The sequence below is a fragment of the Oceanobacillus saliphilus genome, from assembly GCF_023522835.1.
GTDB classification, from domain to species: Bacteria; Bacillota; Bacilli; order Bacillales; family Amphibacillaceae; genus Oceanobacillus; species Oceanobacillus saliphilus.
This window is the reverse complement of record NZ_JALCZU010000002.1, coordinates 434,812-455,655: the sequence shown is the minus strand read 5'-3', so window position 1 is coordinate 455,655 and position 20,844 is coordinate 434,812. Positions and strand designations below refer to the sequence as shown.

Below are 20,844 nucleotides of genomic sequence, written 5' to 3'. Positions count from 1 at the left end.
CCTGGTGAGATGATTTTATATTTAAATGGAATATTCGTTGGACTATTAATTCTATCCAATATTGTGGCTGTGAAGCTTTTTGGTATTGGAGATTTTGCAGTACTGCCAGCCGCCGTCATCATTTATATTTTTACGTATCCGATAACAGATATCATTGTGGAAGTCTACGGGAAGAAAGAAGCAAGAAGGACCGTACAGGCGGGCTTGATCACACAGGTAATGGCACTTATATTTATTGCCATTACGATAAATCTGCCGGCAGCTCCTTTCTTTGAAAATCAAGTGGAATTCGAGACTATTTTAGGAGGCAGTTTTCAAGTAATTGTTGCCAGTCTAATATCATATACGATAAGTCAGCACCTGGATGTTACGGTGTTCAATAAATTGAAGGTGAAACATGGTGAGAAAAAGTTATGGCTGCGAAATAATGCTTCGACCATGCTCAGTCAACTGGTGGACACCACGTTATTTATTACCATTGCTTTCTTTGGGACGATGCCTCTCGCTGCGTTGGGAAACCTGGTTGTAACGCAATATTTATTTAAATTCATGGCTGTCATTGTACTCACTCCGGTTGTATATTTAATAGTAGGAATGATACGGAGACAAAAGCAGGTTGATTCTAGTCCATAATTCTACTTACGCATAGTTAAATTGATAAATAAACCTTAGTAGAATCGATGGTTGAATATATTTTATTCGTACAAAAGTTGAGTCAATAATTATAAAAATATAGAGAATTTCCTTTATTTTGGGAGATGTTTTTAATAATTTTCGTGATTTCTAGTGTAACCCATCTGTAACTGCAATCTCTTACCATTTAAATATTAATGGGAAGGGGTTGTTTTTTTGTTAAAAGCAAAAAGGGTTTGGCTTATGGGGTTATGTCTATTGTTAGCAGGTTCTTTGATTGTTTGGCCTGCTACCACGAATGCTGCAGGGGAAGTTATTTCTGGATCTTATGGCGGGAAGACCTATAATCTATATATTCCGAGTCAATATGAACAAAGTCAAACCTATCCTTTATACGTTATGCTTCACGGTTGTACGCAAGATGCTACTCAATTTGCTACAGGCACAAAAATGAATGCGCTTGCAGAAGAGAAAGGATTTCTTGTTCTCTACCCAGAGCAAAGTTCCAGTGCAAATTCCAGCAAATGTTGGAATTGGTTTGAAACGAGCCATCAATCGCGAGGAAGTGGTGAACCAAGTGTAATTGCTGGTATGGTTCAGTCTGTGAAATCAAACTATGCAATTGTTGATGATCAAGTTTTTGTTGCAGGACTTTCTGCTGGTGGAGCAATGAGTGTAATTATGGGTGCAACTTACCCAGATATTTTTAAAGGTGTTGGTGTTGGATCAGGCTTGGAATATAAAGCTGCAACAAGCGTTATGGGAGCATACACAGCCATGTCCAGCGGTGGGCCAAATCCGGTTCAGCAGGGGAGGTTAGCATACCAGGCAATGGGGAATCGTGCTGAAGTTCTTCCTGTCATCGTTTTTCATGGAACTTCTGATTATACGGTAAACAGTATTAATGGAAACCAGGTTATTTCCCAGTGGGCAGTGACAAATGATCTGGCTGCAACTGGGTCTGAGGATGGCTGGATTGACGATCAGCCCGATTATACAGAAAATCTCCAAGTCCCATCTGGGAAAAGTTATACCGTAAGTGATTATGCCAGTCAAGATGGTCACGTATGGATGAAAAAGGTATTTGTCCAAAACATGGGCCATGCATGGTCTGGGGGCAGTTCACAAGGGAGCTATACAGATCCGAGCGGTCCGGATGCTAGTTTGATGATGTGGGAATTTTTCCAATCCGTGTCAAATGAAGAAGAAGATCCAGATCCAGAACCAGATCCAGATCCAGAAGCTCCTGTAACAACGGCGAATCCGAGTGGTGGAACGTACTATGATGCTGTTGATGTTGAGCTTATTACCGATAAGCCTGCAACAATCTACTATACAACAGATGGAGGAGACCCAACCGTTAACTCTTTTGTTTATAATGGCCCAATAAATATAGCTGAAAATAGAACACTAAAATTCTTTAGTCAAGATAGTGAAGGAAATATGGAATCGATCCGACAAGAAGTATATTTCATCCAAACCGGCACTCCGGAGGAAGAAATAATTCTTGCTTCTAATGGCAATGAAGATGGCTTTGCTGGTCGTTTTATGGCAGATGGGATGAGTAATGCAGTTATTAAGGCTGGAGATAAGGGGATGTATAACACCGATACGTACCGTGGCATTTTATCCTTCGATACGAGTACACTATCTGAACCTATTCAATCTGCAAAGCTTCGTTTATATACGAAGTCGATTCAAGGAACAATTTCGTCAATTAAAATAGATATTAAACAAGGTGTATTTGGAAATAGCTCTATGATTGAACAAGTTGATTATTCAGATCCAGCTACTAAATCCAATATAATCAGTTTTATTCCATCTGGAGGTGACTATATAGACGTAGAGATTCCAGATAACAGCTTATCCCACATAAATCGGAACGGTATAACACAATTCCGTTTAAAAGCAGAAACTACAGCGTCGTTTAATTCGAACATCATCGAGTTTTACGGGGGAGAAACTGTTCCATATGCACCAAAACTTATTATCGGCAGTAATGAGTAGAATAAGCTAATTTAAAACAAGGCTATATTCATTTAACCCTCCATTTTTTGACAGATAGGAAAATATAAAGCTTTCCTATCTGTATAAGTCCAACTCGGCAGTCACCGAAAGGCTCGGTGACTGCCGAGTTTTTCTTTGCTTTGGAAATCTTTTTAAATTATTATATGCGAAGAATGCAGTCATGGCGCTGTTCGAAGTTAAGTGAAAATCAAAATTTTAAAATTTTATGTTTTATTCTTGCTTAAAAAGGTAATAGAGCTTATGTAACCCTAAAATGAAAGGATGAATCAAATGTCTAAGAGCTTAAAGTGGTTAGGAACATTGTTGTTTGCATCTGTAGTACTTGTAGCATGTGGGGATGGTACTGATGAACCAGTAGATACTCCTCCAGCTGAGACTCCTCCAACGGAGACACCAGGTGAGGACCCAAATAATGGTGTAGATGATGGTACTGGAACGGATGGAAATCTGGATGATGGCACTGAAACTGACGACTTTGACACAGATACAGACACAGATACAGATGTAGAAGACGACGACGAATTGTAAATTACCCTACAATTAATAAATCTAGATAAGATAAATAAAAACAGACCTCCACAACAAGAGGTCTGTTTTTATTTGCTTTTGTAAACTAAAGTGAACTTTCACGCACACTATTATAGTTGTAGAAATATTTTAGTGAAAATTAACTGTATACACAGCACTGTTTTATGATAAAATAAGAACATACGTTCAGAACATTAATTCTAATAATCGGAGGTGCAGCATGGAAAGGTTGCTTTTATATTCAATAGAGAATAGAGAGAAGATCGTTATTTTCTACATGGATCGAGATAATAATGTAACACAACGGTTTATTCGGGTGATTGATATCTCTCCAGGTTCTGTCCTTGCCTACTGTTATTACAGAAAGGAAGTAAGGTCGTTCAGGTTAGACAATATCCTCTCATTCGGACCAGTGAAAAGAAGGGTAGGGGCTTAAGGGTGAATGAGAATGACCGCGGAAGTATAAAATGGACTGCCATGATGCTGCCAGAGCATATTCAGCTTCTGAATGATATGTGGAAACAGAAGGAATATAAAGAAAAGCCTGTTCTCGATGAACAGCAGCTTGAAGATATAAATAGGAAGCTCCATCTGGCAATTCACAAAAATGTAACAGTAGAGATCACTTATTATGCTGGACATGATTTTAAAAAGATTACTGGAAAGCTATTTAATATCGAGTCCAGAGAAGGATTTTTAAAAATCGATAATGAAGATCGGACAAAAATTTATTTGAATGATATTTTGGATATTAAAATGGATTAACTACAAAATTAAACATCACAAGTGAAAGACAATTCGATTTATTTAAGTCGAATTGTTTTTTAGTATAAAATTTTGAGAATAATTAATTACTAATTACTCAACTTTCGCACCAATAAAATAGGTTAAACGTAAAAAGCCATTCATAATCTCCTTGCCAACTTGAAAAAGTAAGGCTGGTTTTCGTACTATTTGTTGCTTTTGTAAGCCTAGCATTTTTTGTTAGCTGTGACGTAACATAATAACTATTTGATTTGATAGAAGCTGTGACGCGGGATAGCGGTAACTTGTTTCCATTACCAGCTTAGAGATCTCATTCGAGAAGTTATGTTGCATTTTACAGTGTTTTTCGTCAAAAACAGTATTTTTTCGTGCCATATAATAATAACTATCTTTCTTTTCTTCTTTTCACTGTGCATTATGATGACATGAAATAGCATATTTTACGAGAAGTAAATGCTTTTGTCTATTCATTGTCTGAGTTAGTAACATAAGGTGTAGTAAAGACAGGAAGGGAGGGATTTGAATGTCTATGTATAGAAGCAGACGACGCCGTGATATACTCGATGTGGACAGTGTGAAAATTCGTACAGACAGAGTAAACGTCTTTGAAGATGATAGAAGACGAAGACGTCGATTTCATGATGATCGTGATAGAACGTTAGTAATCAATGTTGACGAAGTGAATGTTTTTGCAGACGAAGTAGTTGTTAGAGATGACCGCCGCAGACGCCGGCGCCGTCATGGCTGTGATTTTGATTAGGAGTTCATGTGATTAAATCCCTATTCTATTAGCCTCGATTTCTATAGATTGTGCTGATGATAATGCCGGCTATTCTTGTGGATGATCTATACCTGGTACTGAAGAATCTTGGAGAAAGCAGTTTTCATAAGGCTGCATGTCACATCCTGTTCATTAAACTAGAAAATGCAGCAGCCAATTTAACGGTTATGTAGGAAATGGAAAGCATCAATATCCGTAAAGCCTGACCTGTATAGTACGACAACCTTACTTCAAAAAAATACCTGAAGTAAGGTTGTCTATTTAACATTTAGGTTAGTGGATGTTAAGAGTACGATAAGAATCTGACAGTGACAATGACACTTGTACTGCGAGGTTTAAATGGATATTATGCTGGAAGAGTTCGGATAAATTGCACGAATTGGAGTTGGTCATATCTCATCGATTATGTTAAGGAATTACCTTTTAAATATTCTCGAGAATATTCCTTTTTTCCGTTTTTCTTCCTGCTTTTTATCCTGAAGCTCACGCATGGCTTCCAGAAGTTTGGCGTCCCGTGTCTTTATACTTTCGTTTATAAAGTTCTGCTGCTCTAATCGCTTTAATAATTCGCGTTGGTTTTCTTCGCGATTTTGCTGATCTGCAGCATGCAGTTTCCGTAATTCCTTTAGTTCTGTCGTTATTTCTTCGTTATGGTGTCGTTGTACCTCCAGAGCTGCAGCGACCTGTTTAAATCCCTCATACATCTGTGCTAACATAGGTGGTTGATTTTCGTTAAAGTCATCATGATCAATTGTAATGATATCGACGGTTTCCGTTAGCATCTTTTCAATCATGGTTGGCGGTTCATTGTCATCCTTCATACGGGCGATAAGTTCAAACAGGGCCAAAGCTTTCTCGTCATAACGAGTCGTTCGCCCATGCGTACCACTGATTGTTGGAAGATACTTTTTGAATTGATCGCGCCACGATTGGACTGTAGTTCGTGGTCGTCCTAACTTTCGTGCGATGTCTGCCAAACTGTAACTACGCTGATATTCATTGTTTGTTGTCATTCGTCGTCTTCCCCTTTCGTAATGTAGTTGTATAATCGTTATTATCTCTAAGCCTATCCGGATGTACTTTCTCGTTATGATTTATATATTCTTTATGAGGACATGAAAATCCTGCTTATTAGACTTTATTTTCTAAAAATTGGATAAAATCATATTGTTGGCAACCTTATTTTGAAAATGGAAGAAACGAATAGTGAATAAAATGAAACAGCCCCCTAAACGGAATCGTTCAAATTAGAGGCTGTTTTGGTTTTAAAATTTAAATTTCTTTAATATCAAAGGAAATAATTCGGTCTGTTATTGGATTATAAATGACGTTTCCCTGAACTCTAATTGTTTCCTGTTGAGATTGCAGAATAAATTCGTATGTTTCTTTCGTTTGAGAAGCAGAAACCACCGTTTTATCTGTTGCAGCATATTCTGTTATATTGAAGCCGGGATATGCAGTCTGTGTAACCTCCAATAAATATTTCCCCCATTTTTCAAGTTCAAGCTCTGGTGACGGAATAATCTCAATATTTAACACTCCTACATCCGGATTTACTCCTAATGCTTGAAATGCTCTTCGATGCAAATTAATCCTGTTTGGCGGGTATCCTACTACTTGATCAACCACCTTTACAAGGATTTCTCTTCCAAGAGGTGCTGATATATTTCTGATTTTGAGTATTTCACCACATTGGTAGGGGGAATCTTCTCCCACGGCTGCTGTCATATACTCATTATCAGACCATGGTATTTCGCACTTTGTTACTTGTCCACCTTCTGTCCAAGTAGCCTGGCCTCTAATTGCTTGTTGGCGATCAAATGAATTGGGTGAGTATAAATTGTAAGTCTGTTGTCCATAAGGGGCTGTAGGATAATGATAATGTTGATTCAAATATCTGATATTGGGTTGATTTGGGTACATCTTTTTTCCTCCTGTCTTAAACTAAGTCTAAATATTCCTGATAATATATGATGATGAAAGGTTGGCTTGTTACAGGGGCCTGATTAATTAACAATCACCTTAAAAAGATTTGATTGGATCATAATTTCATCAGGTAATAGTGAGCAAACGAAAGGGAAGATTTTATATTAATTCATATGTGAAATAAACTAATAAAATTAAATTATAAAAATAAACTGATAAAACCTAAACGCATCAAGGGTTCCGCATAGGTTGAGTTAACATAATTTTTTAAATTTTGAACGATACCTTACTATTCGGTCGTATTCTATAGACATTTGCATCTATTTAAGTTTAAACGTAAATTATCCTGCTTAACTACGCTATATCGCGTTTAATCCATTTTGACGAAATGGACCGTTCCTTATAGGCTATTAAGCGTGATACTTCGTAGTAGAAAGTAAGGGAGGTGTAAACTATCAATATTTCAGAAGTTGCAGATAAGCTAAAAATTAGTAAGACTAAATATTATTTCCGTAAGCCGAATAAAGAGGATGGAGCTGCTGCATGGGATCTCGTGAAACAAACTGGTAATCTTGATTTGAATTCTTCTTACAGTTATCTTATGTGGTGTGAAATCTTCTCAAATACATCTATCGTAGTGAAAAGTAAAGAAACACAAAAGGTTGTTGGCTTTATATCCGGGTTCATTCACCCAGATAAAACAGATACATTATTTATTTGGCAGGTAGCTGTGAGTGAGTCAGAAAGAGGTAATGGATTGGCAACAAAAATGCTTCTTCAACTAATGGATCGTGATGCGTGTGAGGAAGTTCAATTTGTTGAAGCCACGGTATCACCATCCAATACACCATCCAAACGTTTGTTTTTTGGGCTTGCCAGAAAATTTAATACGAATTGGAAAGTGAGTGATTATTTCACAGCTAACGATTTTCCAGATACTGGTCATGAAGATGAGTTGTTATTTAGAATTGGACCGTTAAAATAATAAATTTATTTAAAGGATGAGTTGATGACGACCGCTATCATAAAAGACAATAAAATGAAAACGTTTGAAGAAGTGGAATCCGCAGTTAGAAGCTACAGTCGTAGTTGGCCTACTGTTTTTGAAAAGGCTAAAGGATATAAACTATGGGATGTGGATGGTAAAGAATATATTGATTTTTTTGCTGGAGCAGGAGCATTGAATTACGGACATAATCATGCTGGAATGCAGAATAAGATGATTGACTATATTAAAGAAGATGGGATTTTGCACAGCCTCGACATGGGAACGACACCAAGAAAAGAGTTTCTTGAAAAGTTCCGAGATACGATACTTACACCTCGAAACCTCGACTATAAAATAATGTTTCCCGGACCAACAGGAACCAACACTGTTGAAAGTGCATTGAAAATTGCCAGAAAAGTAACAGGACGTAATACCGTTATTAACTTTACAAATGCGTTCCATGGCATGACAATTGGCTCGTTGTCTGTTACAGGTAATTCATTTAAACGCCATGGAGCAGGGATACCGCTTCATCATACCTCAACGATGCCTTTTGATGAGTATGTGGAAGATCAAGACTCGATAGCATATATTGAAAAATTTCTTGAAGATAACGGTAGTGGGGTTGCACTTCCCGCAGCGATCATCCTGGAAACTGTTCAAGGTGAGGGTGGCATTAATGCTGCAAGGATGGAATGGCTGAAAAAAATTGAAAGTATTTGCAGACGCTGGGATATTCTATTAATTGTTGATGATGTTCAAGCGGGATGTGGCAGAACCGGTACTTTTTTTAGCTTTGAAGATGCTTGCATAAAACCCGATGTTGTTTGTCTTTCCAAATCTATCGGCGGTGCAGGTTTGCCAATGGCAATAACTCTAATTAAGCCTGAATATGATCAGTGGGGCCCAGGTGAACATAATGGGACATTCCGTGGTAATAATTTAGCATTTATCGCTGCAACAGAAGCGTTAAGCTTTTGGGAGACAGATGAATTTTCCAAAGAAATCAATAAGAAAGCAAGCCTATTAAGCGATACGATTGATGCAATTATTACGAAGTATCCTGAATTGAAAGGTGAACCAAGGGGAAGAGGCCTTATGCAGGGCATAGCTGTACATGTTGAGAATCTGGCAGCTGAGATTTGCGCGGAAGCATTCAAACGAGGACTTATTGTGGAAACCTCAGGAGCAAAGGATGAAGTAGTGAAATTTCTGCCACCACTTATTATCGATGAGGAAGGCTTAAATAAAGGTCTTGAGATTTTAATTGATAGTATAGAGCAGGTTCTTGCAAAATAACTATAAAAATTTGTAAAGTAAAGGGGTATACGAATGATCGTAAAAACACTTGATGAAATTATTGGAACCGAAGACCATACAAAAGGAAATACTTGGGAGAGTCGGAGATTTATTTTAAATAAAGATAATGTTGGATTTAGCTTAAATGACACCATTATTAAGGCGGGTACTGAAAGTTTTTTCTGGTACAAAAACCATATTGAAGCGGTATATTGTATTGAAGGGGAAGGTGAAATAGAAAAGACGGATACTGGTGAAGTTTGGCCACTTAAAGCAGGATCAATGTATCTATTGGACGAACATGATAAACATAAGCTTCGTGCAAAAACTCAAATGCGGATGGTTTGCGTATTTAACCCACCTTTAGTTGGAACGGAAACACATAATGAAGAAGGATATTATCCTTTACTGACTAAATAAAGAACAAAAGCGCAAGCGCCTTGATCACCCCCGACAAGCTTAAGTAGAAAAACCAGTGGTGTTCTTTGCCACAGGTAGTTTCTACTTAAGACCTCGAGGGGGTAGGCGCTGGAGCTGGACGTGGCCGTTTATGTAGGGGGAATTAGTTGCTAAGAAAAAATTTATCCTTTCCTATCTGCAAAGGAAAAGGACCAAGGTGATCGAACACATCCCTTGGTCCTTTAAGTTTTCTAATAACCTATCTTGACATACTGTTGACGATTTCTTCTTTACTTTTATAAGGCATTTCCTGTGTGAGCATATCGAGCGAACCGTTCATATACAGGTCACCTTCTAGCCAATCTGCAGCATTGACTTTTTCCGTACCGAATACATAATATTTTGGATTCAAAGTACTGTCTCTGCTTTCAACGATAATATGAGAAATTTTCCAGTATTCATCATTGTATAGGAAATCAACAACTTGTCCTAGTTTCCCATCATGTGCATGAGCACGGAAACCAATTGTATCATCTTCACTTCTTAGTTCATGTTCAGGTTCAATGGGATCTGGAACAACCTTTGCTGCATTTGGTTCAGGTGGTCTTATTACATTTGTCGTTGCAATTTGTCCCCCGCCATACATAACTGGATCTGATAAATTGGATCCCCAGCCATAGTACTCATCTAACCGCTGTTTGGCCTCCCTTGACAGCTGTGCGTCTTCAGGTACGTCCGGACTGTTTCGAACCGTTTCCTTATCATACTCCACTTCTAGTTTTTCGTCCCCTTCATTTATTCTGATGAAAGAAGACGGAGACAGAAGTACTTTTCTACCTGGAAGCCATTTCCTAGTATCTATACTTGCATAACGTATTGCCCAAGTATTTTCATCAAAATATAAATCTCTAATCTTTCCGAGTTCTCCGTCAGTGGCATGAATATTATATTTTTTCAGTTCAGAAGTATAGAACAACATCTTACATTCCCTCCTTCATTTTATATATAGTTTTTTACCCGTCTCATGTCAAAGTAAAACAAATTGAATGAATTCAAAACTTTACATACGGAACGTAAATGATATGATAAATAATTGGATGTGAATTTTTCTAATTAGAAAGAAGTGATTGGTTTTGGGAGACAGTAGTCAAAGTAAGGCATATAAATCTCCTTCTATTTTTAAACAGGCATTATCGGTAAATACGAAACCGTTCCCATGGTTAAAGGCATTTTCAGCAGGATTGGCTGCAAGTCTGCCCGTGATTATCGGATTACTATTGGGAAATCTGGAATATGGATTAATTGCTGGGCTGGGTGGCTTCACCTACCTCTACGTATTTAATATTCCATATGCACAGCTGGCTAAAAAGTTGTTCTTTGTTGTACTTGGTATGACGCTGGTTGCTGCACTTGGGACACTCGCTGCTCCTTACCCTCTTGCGGTAGCTATTTTAATGGGCATTATTGGAGCCACAGCTATTTTTGTATTTGGAGCATTACGAATTACAGGACCATCGGCCATATTTTTTGTACTTGTTTTCTCAATGATTTCGGGTATGCCGGCAGACCCTGATCAGGCCTTATTGCGTGCTGGGCTTGTATTCCTTGGCGGAAGTTTATCTTGGATCATTGCTATGATTGGCTGGTTCTTTGATCCTCATGGACCAGAAACAGATGTTGTAAAGAGAGTCTATCTAGAGCTGGCTGCTTTTCTAGAATCTGTTGGTACCGAACAGACCTTTACTGAGTCCAGACAACGCATGATGGACGTCTTGGCTGAAGCGGAAGAAACTCTCGCTGCAGGGTATATTCCTTGGCGGAAAACATTATTATTTAAACGGTTATTTATATTAAATGAACACGCAAACTCCATATTCATATATGTTATCGATCATTTTTCTGAAAGTAGGGAACCATTACCTTCCGAATTAGGCGATACGGTTCGCGAACTTGCTTTTTCGCTTAACCAAAAGGGAGGAAAGCGGGCATCTAAGAGTATCCTCCAACCAGATGAAATAAATGAGAATGTCCGTCAGTTATTTGCAAAAGTTTACGATGCGGATGCAATTATGAATGAGCCGTCAAACAAAATAAATCAAGTCGTCAAAATATCTAAATTATCTCCGAAGACTATTTTTGGAGGAGCATTTGACAAGAACTCGATTGTTTTCATAACAGCTTTACGTTTTGGTTTTGTAACAATTATCGCTGCAATTATAGCATTTGAATTGGATTTGGCACGTTCTTATTGGGTACCATTATCATGTGTGGCGGTCATGTCAGGTGGAACGATTGTTGCAACCTACCATCGTGCAATTCAAAGAGGAATCGGTACAGTGATAGGCATTGTCATTGCAAGTTTGATTCTTGCTTTGGAACCATCCGGCTACATTATCGCATTCTTTATTTTACTTCTGACCTTTATTACCGAGTTGTTTATCGTGAAAAATTATGGGCTGGCTGCACTGTTTTTCACGCCGAATGCTCTACTTATGGCGGAAAGTACGACAGCGGGAAGCTACAGTTTTTCCTATTTTGCATCAGCCAGAATCATTGATGTTCTAATCGGTATTGCAATTGGTCTTATTGGAGTGTTTTTGATAGGAAGAAAGTCTGCCTCAAGTCGTCTACCACATTTAATAACCAAGACCATACGTAGTCAGGCACAATTTTTAGTAACCCTTTTCTCTAAACAAGGAGAAGATTTTAATGCAAGGGAAAGTAGAGAATTAAGAAAAATGCGTACGAATATAATTAACTTAAAAACATTGTACAGTACGGCATCGGGCGAGATTCCGATTAATCATAAAGCACTGGATTATTATTGGCCGGTGACCTTTTCCATTGTACAATTAGGCTATCTTCTGGAAGGGTGTTCCAAAATGGAAAAACGCCCGGTCGTTTCTGACGAAGATCTTGCACAATTGCTTTATGTTTGTGAGACGATGGCAATTGCCGCAAATCAGAAAAGGTCGCCATCCATCCAAAACATACCAGAAATAGATGGATTTTCCAGTATCCAAAATCAAATAACCAGCCTGCAAAGGGCATTGCAAATTGATAAAGGTGTTACCTTATACTGATTGGAAAACAAAAAATACACGCGCCTATAGTGGGTGTGTGTATTTTTTGTTCTTTTCGATAAGCAGCCATAGTGAGTACTATAAAAGCAAAGAATTGTAGAGGGGCGAATAGTAAACCCTCCACTGGGCAAGGTTCTACATTATCAAACTTCCTTTACCACTGTACCGGAAAATCGGTCATGCGGAAGTATCGCACCTTCCCTACTTTCAAACGCTTTAGGGTTTTTTAAGTAGTCAAAAGTGCTTATGGTATCCCGATAAGTCATACGTTTGATGATTTGACTGGTAGACAGCTCTGAATTCTCTTCATTTTCCAAAACGAGGCCCAGTTTTTTGTAACCGATTGTCTGGCCACTATTTCGCAATTGTGCGTATTCAAGAGACCACATTATGATCGTGGGAGTAACTAAAGCATGGACGGCCTCGTTTTTTACCTTTTTCCGAAGAAAATATTCAGCCCCGGCAATAACGACAGTTGAAATAGCAATGTCTATCATATAAGCTTTCATACGTTTTTTTGTAATGGATTTCATCAGAGTTCCTCCTCCTGTTTTTACCTGCTAATCGTAATACGAATATCCTACAAAATAGTTTCAATAAGTTACATGCGAGATACAACATTAAACTATTTAGAAGATGAATAGAGTGAGTAGGAATTAAGAATGAAATGATTTGTTTGCAGATAGATGCTTTTGTAAACGGAGATGCATCTTTTTTAATTTAACGGGTACATACTTGAATATGGTTTATCTTTAACTTAACATGAAAACTAGCCACAAACCAAATGAATGATATGAATAATACCTTTCAACTAACAAAAAATAGAATGAAATTCACTTTGTTATTAATTCAATAAAAAATATGATGATAGAAGAGGAGATACGATGAAAAATGAAATAAAAGATACAGGATGGAATTTGGACAATAGTTATGCACGTCTACCGGAGTCATTTTATAAAAACCATCATCCAACAGAGGTACGATCACCAAAATTGATTATTTTCAATGACCTTCTTGCAGCATCATTGGGATTAAATGTTCAAGAACTGCGAAGTGAGAATGGGATAGCGGTGTTTGCTGGAAATAGTATACCTGAAGGAGCTTTTCCTCTTGCACAAGCTTACGCGGGGCATCAATTCGGCCATTTTGCGATGCTTGGGGACGGCCGGGCATTGTTACTTGGCGAACAAATCACGCCTTTGGGTGAGCGGTTTGATATTCAGCTTAAAGGATCGGGCAGAACGCCGTACTCCCGCGGTGGTGATGGTCGGGCGACACTTGGTCCGATGCTGCGGGAATACATTATTAGTGAAGCAATGCATGCACTTGGAATTCCGACCACCCGCAGTTTAGCCGTGGTTACAACAGGCGAGTCTGTTATGCGAGAAACGCATTTGCCGGGTGCCATTCTTACCCGTGTCGCAACTAGCCATCTGCGCTTTGGTACTTTCCAATATGTATCTCAATGGGGTACAGCCGATGAACTAAAGGTATTGGCCGACTATGCAATCAAAAGACATTTTCCTGAAATTGAAGCAGATGAAAACAGGTATCTTTCCTTATTGCAGGAAGTAATCAAGCTTCAGGCCGGGTTGATAGCGAAATGGCAATCGGTTGGCTTTATACACGGAGTGATGAACACAGACAATATGACGATCAGTGGAGAAACGATTGATTATGGCCCTTGTGCCTTTATGGATGAATATGACACATCAACAGTATTCAGTTCCATTGACAGACAAGGCCGTTATGCATATGGAAATCAGCCTGTTATAGGAGGTTGGAATCTTGCACGATTTGCGGAATCCCTATTACCGATCCTGCATGAAGATCGGGAGCAGGCTCTTAAATTGGCCCAGGATTCCATATCAGGTTATTTGGATTTGTATCATCAGAATTGGCTCACCGAAATGCGGTCAAAATTGGGTATTTTTGGGGAAGAAACTCAGGATGAAGCACTTATTGAAGAACTTCTCGGTATGATGCAGAAGTATCGTGCTGACTTCACGAATACCTTCCGGGCATTAACTTTTGGCGAGCAAGAGAATACGGACATGTTCGGCACGAAGGAATATGTACAGTGGGAAGAACTTTGGAAGGCTAGACTAGGGAGGCAGCAGGAATCAACGGAGTCCTCTAAGGCGTTGATGAAAAGCAGCAATCCTGCTGTAATTCCTCGTAATCACCGGGTGGAAGAGGCACTGGAAGCGGCGGTGGAAAAAGGTGATTACAGTGTGATGGAGCGGCTGCTGGATGTTCTTTCAGATCCCTATGCACTCGCTGTAGACCATGAAGATTATTGCAAACCACCAGAGCCATCCAACCGTCCTTACCAGACTTTCTGTGGTACATGAGAATAAAATAATGCAAAATAAAACATTCTCTCCCGATTTGGGGAGTTGCTCTCCCGTTTGGTTGGAGCTCTCTCCCGAATTGGGGAGTTGCTCTCCCGTTTGGTTGGGATTCTTTCCCGAGTCGAGTTTGTTGGTTGTACCGATCCTCCCGTCATATAGTCACACGACTTTCCCCTCATAAGCAGACAACTATCTAAGCATTCTATCTCATTTTTACAAATTTTGCAGGAATTTTATAAATATAGACAGAACATATAGACAAAGTATTAAATATAAGGGGGATTTTTCTTGAAGAAAAAATTAATGACGTTTACTGTAGCTGGAACATTAATCTTGGGAGGTATTTCTGTCGGTTCTCCAACCGTCAATGCTGTTGGTAATGGCCCAGAGTATAGGGGGAATGAAACAATTAATACTTCCATTCTCACAACCTATGATGAAATGAAAGATTTCCTCCAAAAACAGGATATCAAGCAAGAACAGATGGAGCTTGAAGTTATCGGGCAATCGGTAAAAGGAAGGGACTTATATTTGGTGAAATATATTTCAGACCCAGATAATCCGACCATTCTTTATTTAACCCAGCAGCATGGGAATGAACAGTTAACAACGGAAGGAACACTGGAATTCATTAAACATCTAGGTACTGGTAAAACAAAAGGGATACTAGATGGAGTGAATATTTTAATTGTACCAATGTTGAATCCAGATGGAGCTATGGGGGATGTTAATTTCTCATTAGATGATTATATTGCCAGTGGCGACCGCAATTTGACACGTTATAATGCAAATGAAGTGGATTTAAACCGTGATCATATTGATAGAATACAGCCGGAAACCCAGGCATTGCACCATAATGTATTAGGCCAATATGATGTTGATTATATGATTGATTTACATCATCAGGGAGCACAAAGTGAGCGCGATGGAGAACTAGTGTCTGGTTCTATTCTTTATCCAACAACAGAAAATGCAGATCCTGAAGTTGTTCATAAATCCAAACAATTAGGCGCAGTTATATTCGATGAGATTGAGCCGACAGGATGGGGACATTTAGGGAAATACAATGGGGGATCTGCAGAAACAATCAGCAGAAATGGAATAGCAGTGGAATATGGAATCTCCACCCTATTGTTTGAAATGCGCGGTATGTCCGATCATTTCTATGAGTCCTATGTACTGGGACAGAAAAGTAATGGATATCTTATCAAACAAACCGTAAACACTCTAACTGCAACAGCTGAGGCAATTTCAGATGGGACAATAGAGGAAAAGGATGTCTCTTTCTGGGATACACTTTCCTTTCAGAACACACGCCCTTCAGAATAAAATCGGCCGTAACCTTAGCATAGAGAATATGTAATTAACGGAACAACCTCCATCAAATAAGGACGGAGGTTGTTTCATTTATAAAACACATAAAGTTTTTGGAGATATCATGATTTTAAAAGGTGTTTCACCTAGAAATTCTCCATCGCCGTGAGCCATCATAGGGGTAGGGGAAGAGATTTCTAATTCCTTTGCTTTTAGAATGGTAACGGATGGATGTTTAATATGTTTCCCTTTGAAAACGGAAGGAAATATGCGTAAAAGCTGCCACCTTGATATTCCTTTGACAATACAAATATCAAATAATTGGTCGTTATTTTTTGCACCAGGACAAATCATCATTCCTCCTGCATAAAAGGGTGAATTAGCGATTGCAATCAACCATACATGTTGATGGTTGGATTGTTCCTGATTCATGATTAAATCGACATTTGTTGGCTGATAATAAAGCAAAACCTTTAATACATTAATAATATAGGAAATCCTCCCCAAGCCTGCCAAACTTAGTATTCTTTTGTTTTGTGATTGATTCGTCTCTCGGGCGACCTTTCCATCAAATCCAATCCCGACTATTGTAGCAAAAAATTCATTGTTAATACTTCCAACATCAATTAACTTTCGCTCATCTTTAAAAATACGTTCCAATGCATGAACATAGTTGAGTGGGATTCCCATACCTCTGCAAAAATCATTTCCAGATCCAGCCGGAATGATTCCTAAAGGTATATCCGAACCAACCATTCCATTAATAATTTCATGTACGGTCCCATCTCCGCCAACAGCAATGATTGCCTTGGTTTCCCTTTTTTGACTAAGTTCTCGAGCTAAATCTGTGGCGTGGTGTTGTCGATTTGTAACATATACTTGGTAGGAGATATCCTTTTCTTTGAGTGTATTTTCCATATGCACCAAAATTTTTGAAGCTTTTCCACCACCCGAAAATCTATTTACAATAAAAGCATACAACTTTATCACCTATTATCGTTTTCTTAAGAATATAGCCTTCGAATCATGCAAATATACGTATATAATTTTTTAAGGTGCGAATACAGCAAGATGATGCGGCAGTACCTTAAACTCCGTACTAGTTACTTCCACTTGTTCTCCATCAAGATTTATATATAATGATTCCGGTACTATAAAGGAACCTGAATCAATCTGCAAATATTCAATCGATGCTATTGTTTCGGTAAGATGAAGCATTTTCGCAAGTAAAGCAATAAATAATTGGATGCGATTCGTTTTTTTGCATGTTAGTAAATGAAAATATCCATAATCAGGGCCATCAGCATTCGTAATCAGTCGTTCCAATGGTCCAACCGAATTTCCATTCATAATAAGGAAAATGGATAAATCCCGTAGTTCCTTCTCCGGGGAGACAATAACCGAAATGTCATTTGGCTGTTTAGCCATGAACAGTGCTTTGATGAAAGCAAGACTATAAGCGAATTCACCAATGTAAGATTTTAATAAAGGAGAAGTCTTATAAGTAATATCCGTTAACCAACCTGCTGCAGCAATGTTTGCGAAATAACGGCCACCAAATTGACCAATATCAACCTTCTTTGTTCCACCTCTTTCGATGACCGATAAGGCTTTCAACGTATTGCATGGCAATCCGATAAATTTGGCAAATTCGTTACTCGTCCCCAATGGGAAAATTCCAATCTTTGGTCGATGTTCTTGTACTGCCAAATGTTGAAGCGTATGGTTGATCGTGCCGTCACCACCAGCAATAAAAATGGCCTCCCATTTTCTTTCACATGCTATTTGAATCAAATTTTCATTGTGTTTTAACTCATCCAAAGAATGAATGGTGATGTGGTAACCTATTTCGGAAAGCTTTTTCAATAGAAGTTCAACCGTTTTATGGTTGTTTTTTTTTCTGCCTGAATAAGGATTATAAATCATCAAAGCTTGTTTTTCCATATCGATACCTCTTTTTCAATCAAGCATCCAGCTATTATTTATACGAAGTTCTCTAATTCTGTTCATCACGAGTAAAGATAAGGAGGAATAGTTTAAATTATAATTGTTCACCTCAATTGCTGAACCAATTATAATTTTTACCGGTGTTCGATATCCTTTCTTTACCCCCACAATGGCAACAGGCAATATGGGGACATTTGCTTTACATGCGAAAAAGGCTACACCTTTCTTAGGTTGAATTATTTCTCCATTCCTGCATCGTTTGCCCTCTGGGAAAATTCCTAACATCTCCCCACGATTAATGATTTTTAGGGCTTTACGAACGGGCCTTATTACAATCCCTGTGTTACGGTCAACTGGAATAGCGTGGACTGCAGAAAAGAAATAATTTAAAAATTTGCAACGGAATAATTCAGCTTTTGCCAAAAAATGAATTTTTCTTGTGAAATTACAAGAAAGCAGCAGAGGATCATAATTGCTACTATGGTTGGCAGCTATAATAAAAACCTGATGATCCGGGATATTTTCTTTTCCAATAACGGTTACTCTAAACCTCGTACCAATTAATAGTTTTACGATGGGTTTTAATGTTGTATATAGCATTGCATGTTACCCACCTTTATCATGAGATTTGTTTGAAATATGATGTTTATTGATTTTTTGTCAGTTCAAGTATCCAATCCTTAAAATCGATTACACGATTATATTCAGGGACTGTGTCAGCACCAGCTATGATTAGTGGTGTAAGAGAATCGTCTTTGTGTAGTGAACCGTGGCCACCTCCACCGACATGGGTAGGAGAATGTTCTCCGATGAATTCATAACCAGGTTTTGTATCGACAATAAGGTAACGTCCTTGATGGGAATGAAGCGCCCCATAGAGCCGTGCAAGTGCATCAGGGTAATCCCAGTACGAAATATTTTTTTGTTCATCCACGTACAGATCCAATACGGAAAAATCTCCATCTAATGTCCAACGTTGCCCGTATTGATCGCTATATTCACCATCCGGTTGAAATGTAAATGGATCTTCTGAACTTGCTGACACAACATGATTTCCTGCATCGTCTTTCCAGGCGATAAAACCTATTCTTGGATCTTTGATAAAATGTGAAATGATCTCTTCGTATGGTATGTTTTCATCCAGTAAATTGATATAAGCCATACGAGAATTTACAGCTAGCACAATCTGATCATCTTTTTGGATAGGATCGCCAAGTTTAGGGATATTGTATATTTCGGATAGTATTTTTAAATCTACAAGGGCTTCCTGTTCGATATCGCCAATCTTAGCTTGTCCACTGTCACCATAAACAATGAACGTTATTTGTTCGAGTGCTTCCTCCCATGAAGGAAATTCATTCAAAATAGTTTGAAGTACCTGATCAACTTGCTCCAGTCCGTCAAGGGTCATTGGGCCCTTCTCATGAACCGGTTTATCAAGCTCTGGAAAATAAGCGAGTGTAAAGGAAGGCAGCGTATCGTTTTGAATAAGATTTCGAATTTCGTTACCGGCAAAATTGTCATTCATTCCAAGACTTTGCCATACGTTATTGTGCTTATTATTTTCTGAACTGAACTGCGATAGCCTGCCTAACGTCAATATGGTTGGTCCTTTTACGTCAATCGTATCTGGCAATAAGTTAAATAACGAAATTACCTTTGGGACATGGAAATTATGCTGGCTATTTCCACGATATAGCATGCCGTTAATAGAAGCAGAATCATCTCCCCTATTATCTAATTCTTCAAAGATGGTACTTGTATCTTTACTCAAATGCTGTTGATTCAAGTTGAAAATAGTGTCATGGAGAACTTGCTCCACTCCCAATTTATAAATTTCCATTGCACTGCTTCCATAGTTTACTAAACGATCTTCTTCTTTATGGAACCATGCAAGTGCCGGAACCTGATGCTGATTGGTGTAGGTACCTGTTAACAATGTGCTGTCGATCGTTACGGACATTGTTGGATAAGAACTAACTATTTCAGGGAGATACTGCCCGTTTTCAGCTAAAAATTCCAGGGCAGGTACGCTTCCCTCATCGATGGCATTCTGCAATGGTTCATCCATAAGCGAGTCGATAAGCAGAAATAAAACAGGCTTGGAGGCAGAGGTGACCTCTACATCTGCCAAGTCCTTTGTTGGTGTCGAAAAACCATACCAAATGAACAAAGCCAAAATCAAAATAAGACCTATTAGTACGATAACCAATTTTTTAATCATTTAATGATCATCCTTTTAGAAAACTTGGGTTGTCATCGTGCAAGCCTTCGTTGCAAGGTAGGTAAGTATATCCGTCTCTACGTGCTAAAGAAGATTGTACGAGTTTTGTTTTTCATTTTAGTCGGTATTAGTCTCGGCTAAAATGGTTCATTTTATTAACTTAGTGTAAATAAATGTTAACTGCCATGTATAGGAACTCTATTTTTTGTGTAATTTAATGACTGAGTACATAGTTGAAAGGAGAATGATGGCATTGATTCAATATATAAAAGGTTTCGGTGCGAACATTTATCAATTAATTGAAGCGCTAGTAGAATTTGATTATGATGAGGCCTTAAAAGAAATGGATCAGACAGAGTCGACTGTTAAAGAAGAACTTCCATATTTAAAAGATTAGAAAATAAGGCATTCGCCTAAGACTTTATGCGAATGCCTCGTCGTTACAGATAGGAATCCAACATGTTTAGGCTTGCGGAGCTACCAATTACAATGAAAACAGCAAAAAGATCATCTTTTATTCGCTTTGGCTGTACGATATTATTTTTTATGCCAAACTAAATTGTTTCATGCAAATA

At 38.4% G+C, this 20,844-nt stretch carries 21 protein-coding genes; 13 read left to right on the top strand and 8 right to left on the bottom strand.

Annotation, left to right across the window (positions count from 1 at the left end; all coding sequences use genetic code 11):
- Positions 1–9: 9 nt before the first annotated feature.
- From MN204_RS05340 to MN204_RS05315, 6 genes are all read left to right on the top strand, one after another.
- Positions 10–633, top strand: a complete 624-nt coding sequence (locus MN204_RS05340; protein ID WP_249870040.1) for a queuosine precursor transporter — start codon at positions 10–12, stop codon at positions 631–633.
- Positions 634–849: 216 nt separating this feature from the next.
- Positions 850–2,640: an extracellular catalytic domain type 1 short-chain-length polyhydroxyalkanoate depolymerase gene (locus MN204_RS05335; protein WP_249870039.1), complete on the top strand. Its 1,791-nt coding sequence runs from the start codon at positions 850–852 to the stop codon at positions 2,638–2,640.
- Positions 2,641–2,931: 291 nt separating this feature from the next.
- Positions 2,932–3,189 (top strand): DNA primase, encoded by a 258-nt coding sequence (locus MN204_RS05330; RefSeq protein WP_249870038.1) that lies wholly within the window; start codon positions 2,932–2,934, stop codon positions 3,187–3,189.
- A gap of 220 nt (positions 3,190–3,409) precedes the next feature.
- Entirely contained in the window at positions 3,410–3,625 is a 216-nt protein-coding gene (locus MN204_RS05325; protein WP_249870037.1) for a hypothetical protein, read from the top strand.
- 2 nt (positions 3,626–3,627) lie between these two features.
- A complete protein-coding gene (locus MN204_RS05320; RefSeq protein WP_249870036.1) occupies positions 3,628–3,954 on the top strand; it encodes a YolD-like family protein in 327 nt (108 codons plus the stop codon).
- 523 nt (positions 3,955–4,477) lie between these two features.
- Entirely contained in the window at positions 4,478–4,714 is a 237-nt protein-coding gene (locus tag MN204_RS05315) for a hypothetical protein (protein ID WP_249870035.1), read from the top strand.
- Between the two features lie 437 nt (positions 4,715–5,151).
- Here MN204_RS05315 and MN204_RS05310 read toward each other — a convergent pair whose 3' ends face one another.
- Positions 5,152–5,748 carry a MerR family transcriptional regulator gene (locus MN204_RS05310; protein ID WP_249870034.1) on the bottom strand — a complete coding sequence of 199 codons (597 nt, stop codon included), beginning with the start codon at positions 5,746–5,748 and terminating at the stop codon, positions 5,152–5,154.
- A 259-nt stretch (positions 5,749–6,007) separates the two neighbouring features.
- Complete coding sequence (locus MN204_RS05305; protein WP_249870033.1) at positions 6,008–6,658, bottom strand: DUF3889 domain-containing protein; 651 nt, start codon at positions 6,656–6,658, stop codon at positions 6,008–6,010.
- A gap of 457 nt (positions 6,659–7,115) precedes the next feature.
- On the opposite strand from MN204_RS05305, the gene ectA reads away from it, so the two are divergent.
- Genes ectA through MN204_RS05290 form a run of 3 tightly spaced genes read left to right on the top strand, consistent with a single transcriptional unit; the run spans position 7,116 to position 9,368 of the window.
- The gene (gene ectA / locus MN204_RS05300) at positions 7,116–7,646 is read left to right on the top strand and encodes a diaminobutyrate acetyltransferase (protein WP_368858650.1); all 531 of its coding nucleotides are present in this window, start codon (positions 7,116–7,118) and stop codon (positions 7,644–7,646) included.
- Between the two features lie 24 nt (positions 7,647–7,670).
- A complete protein-coding gene (gene ectB, locus MN204_RS05295; protein WP_249870031.1) occupies positions 7,671–8,948 on the top strand; it encodes a diaminobutyrate--2-oxoglutarate transaminase in 1,278 nt (425 codons plus the stop codon).
- A gap of 33 nt (positions 8,949–8,981) precedes the next feature.
- Positions 8,982–9,368, top strand: a complete 387-nt coding sequence (locus tag MN204_RS05290) for an ectoine synthase (RefSeq protein WP_249870030.1) — start codon at positions 8,982–8,984, stop codon at positions 9,366–9,368.
- A gap of 238 nt (positions 9,369–9,606) precedes the next feature.
- Here the strand turns inward: MN204_RS05290 and MN204_RS05285 are convergent, their stop codons facing one another.
- The gene (locus MN204_RS05285; RefSeq protein ID WP_249870029.1) at positions 9,607–10,326 is read right to left on the bottom strand and encodes a PRC-barrel domain-containing protein; all 720 of its coding nucleotides are present in this window, start codon (positions 10,324–10,326) and stop codon (positions 9,607–9,609) included.
- A gap of 154 nt (positions 10,327–10,480) precedes the next feature.
- Between MN204_RS05285 and MN204_RS05280 the strand changes: the two genes are divergently transcribed.
- Positions 10,481–12,430, top strand: a complete 1,950-nt coding sequence (locus MN204_RS05280) for an FUSC family protein (RefSeq protein WP_249870028.1) — start codon at positions 10,481–10,483, stop codon at positions 12,428–12,430.
- A 143-nt stretch (positions 12,431–12,573) separates the two neighbouring features.
- On the opposite strand, the gene MN204_RS05275 is transcribed toward MN204_RS05280, so the two are convergent.
- Entirely contained in the window at positions 12,574–12,963 is a 390-nt protein-coding gene (locus MN204_RS05275) for an RDD family protein (protein WP_249870027.1), read from the bottom strand.
- 351 nt (positions 12,964–13,314) lie between these two features.
- Between MN204_RS05275 and MN204_RS05270 the strand changes: the two genes are divergently transcribed.
- Together MN204_RS05270 and MN204_RS05265 are read left to right on the top strand one after the other, a co-directional pair.
- Complete coding sequence (locus MN204_RS05270) at positions 13,315–14,784, top strand: protein adenylyltransferase SelO (RefSeq protein ID WP_249870026.1); 1,470 nt, start codon at positions 13,315–13,317, stop codon at positions 14,782–14,784.
- 288 nt (positions 14,785–15,072) lie between these two features.
- Positions 15,073–16,113, top strand: coding sequence for a M14 family zinc carboxypeptidase (locus tag MN204_RS05265; protein WP_249870025.1), 1,041 nt, complete (start codon positions 15,073–15,075; stop codon positions 16,111–16,113).
- A gap of 78 nt (positions 16,114–16,191) precedes the next feature.
- On the opposite strand, the gene MN204_RS05260 is transcribed toward MN204_RS05265, so the two are convergent.
- From MN204_RS05260 to MN204_RS05245, 4 genes are read right to left on the bottom strand one after another with little or no spacing between them, the layout of a single operon-like run.
- Complete coding sequence (locus MN204_RS05260) at positions 16,192–17,088, bottom strand: diacylglycerol/lipid kinase family protein (protein ID WP_249870024.1); 897 nt, start codon at positions 17,086–17,088, stop codon at positions 16,192–16,194.
- Between the two features lie 60 nt (positions 17,089–17,148).
- Positions 17,149–18,042 carry a diacylglycerol/lipid kinase family protein gene (locus tag MN204_RS05255; RefSeq protein ID WP_249870023.1) on the bottom strand — a complete coding sequence of 298 codons (894 nt, stop codon included), beginning with the start codon at positions 18,040–18,042 and terminating at the stop codon, positions 17,149–17,151.
- 15 nt (positions 18,043–18,057) lie between these two features.
- Positions 18,058–18,645 (bottom strand): lysophospholipid acyltransferase family protein, encoded by a 588-nt coding sequence (locus MN204_RS05250; protein ID WP_249870022.1) that lies wholly within the window; start codon positions 18,643–18,645, stop codon positions 18,058–18,060.
- Positions 18,646–18,691: 46 nt separating this feature from the next.
- Positions 18,692–20,269: an alkaline phosphatase family protein gene (locus MN204_RS05245; RefSeq protein ID WP_249870021.1), complete on the bottom strand. Its 1,578-nt coding sequence runs from the start codon at positions 20,267–20,269 to the stop codon at positions 18,692–18,694.
- Positions 20,270–20,522: 253 nt separating this feature from the next.
- Between MN204_RS05245 and MN204_RS05240 the strand changes: the two genes are divergently transcribed.
- Complete coding sequence (locus MN204_RS05240) at positions 20,523–20,666, top strand: hypothetical protein (RefSeq protein ID WP_249870020.1); 144 nt, start codon at positions 20,523–20,525, stop codon at positions 20,664–20,666.
- Positions 20,667–20,844: the final 178 nt, after the last annotated feature.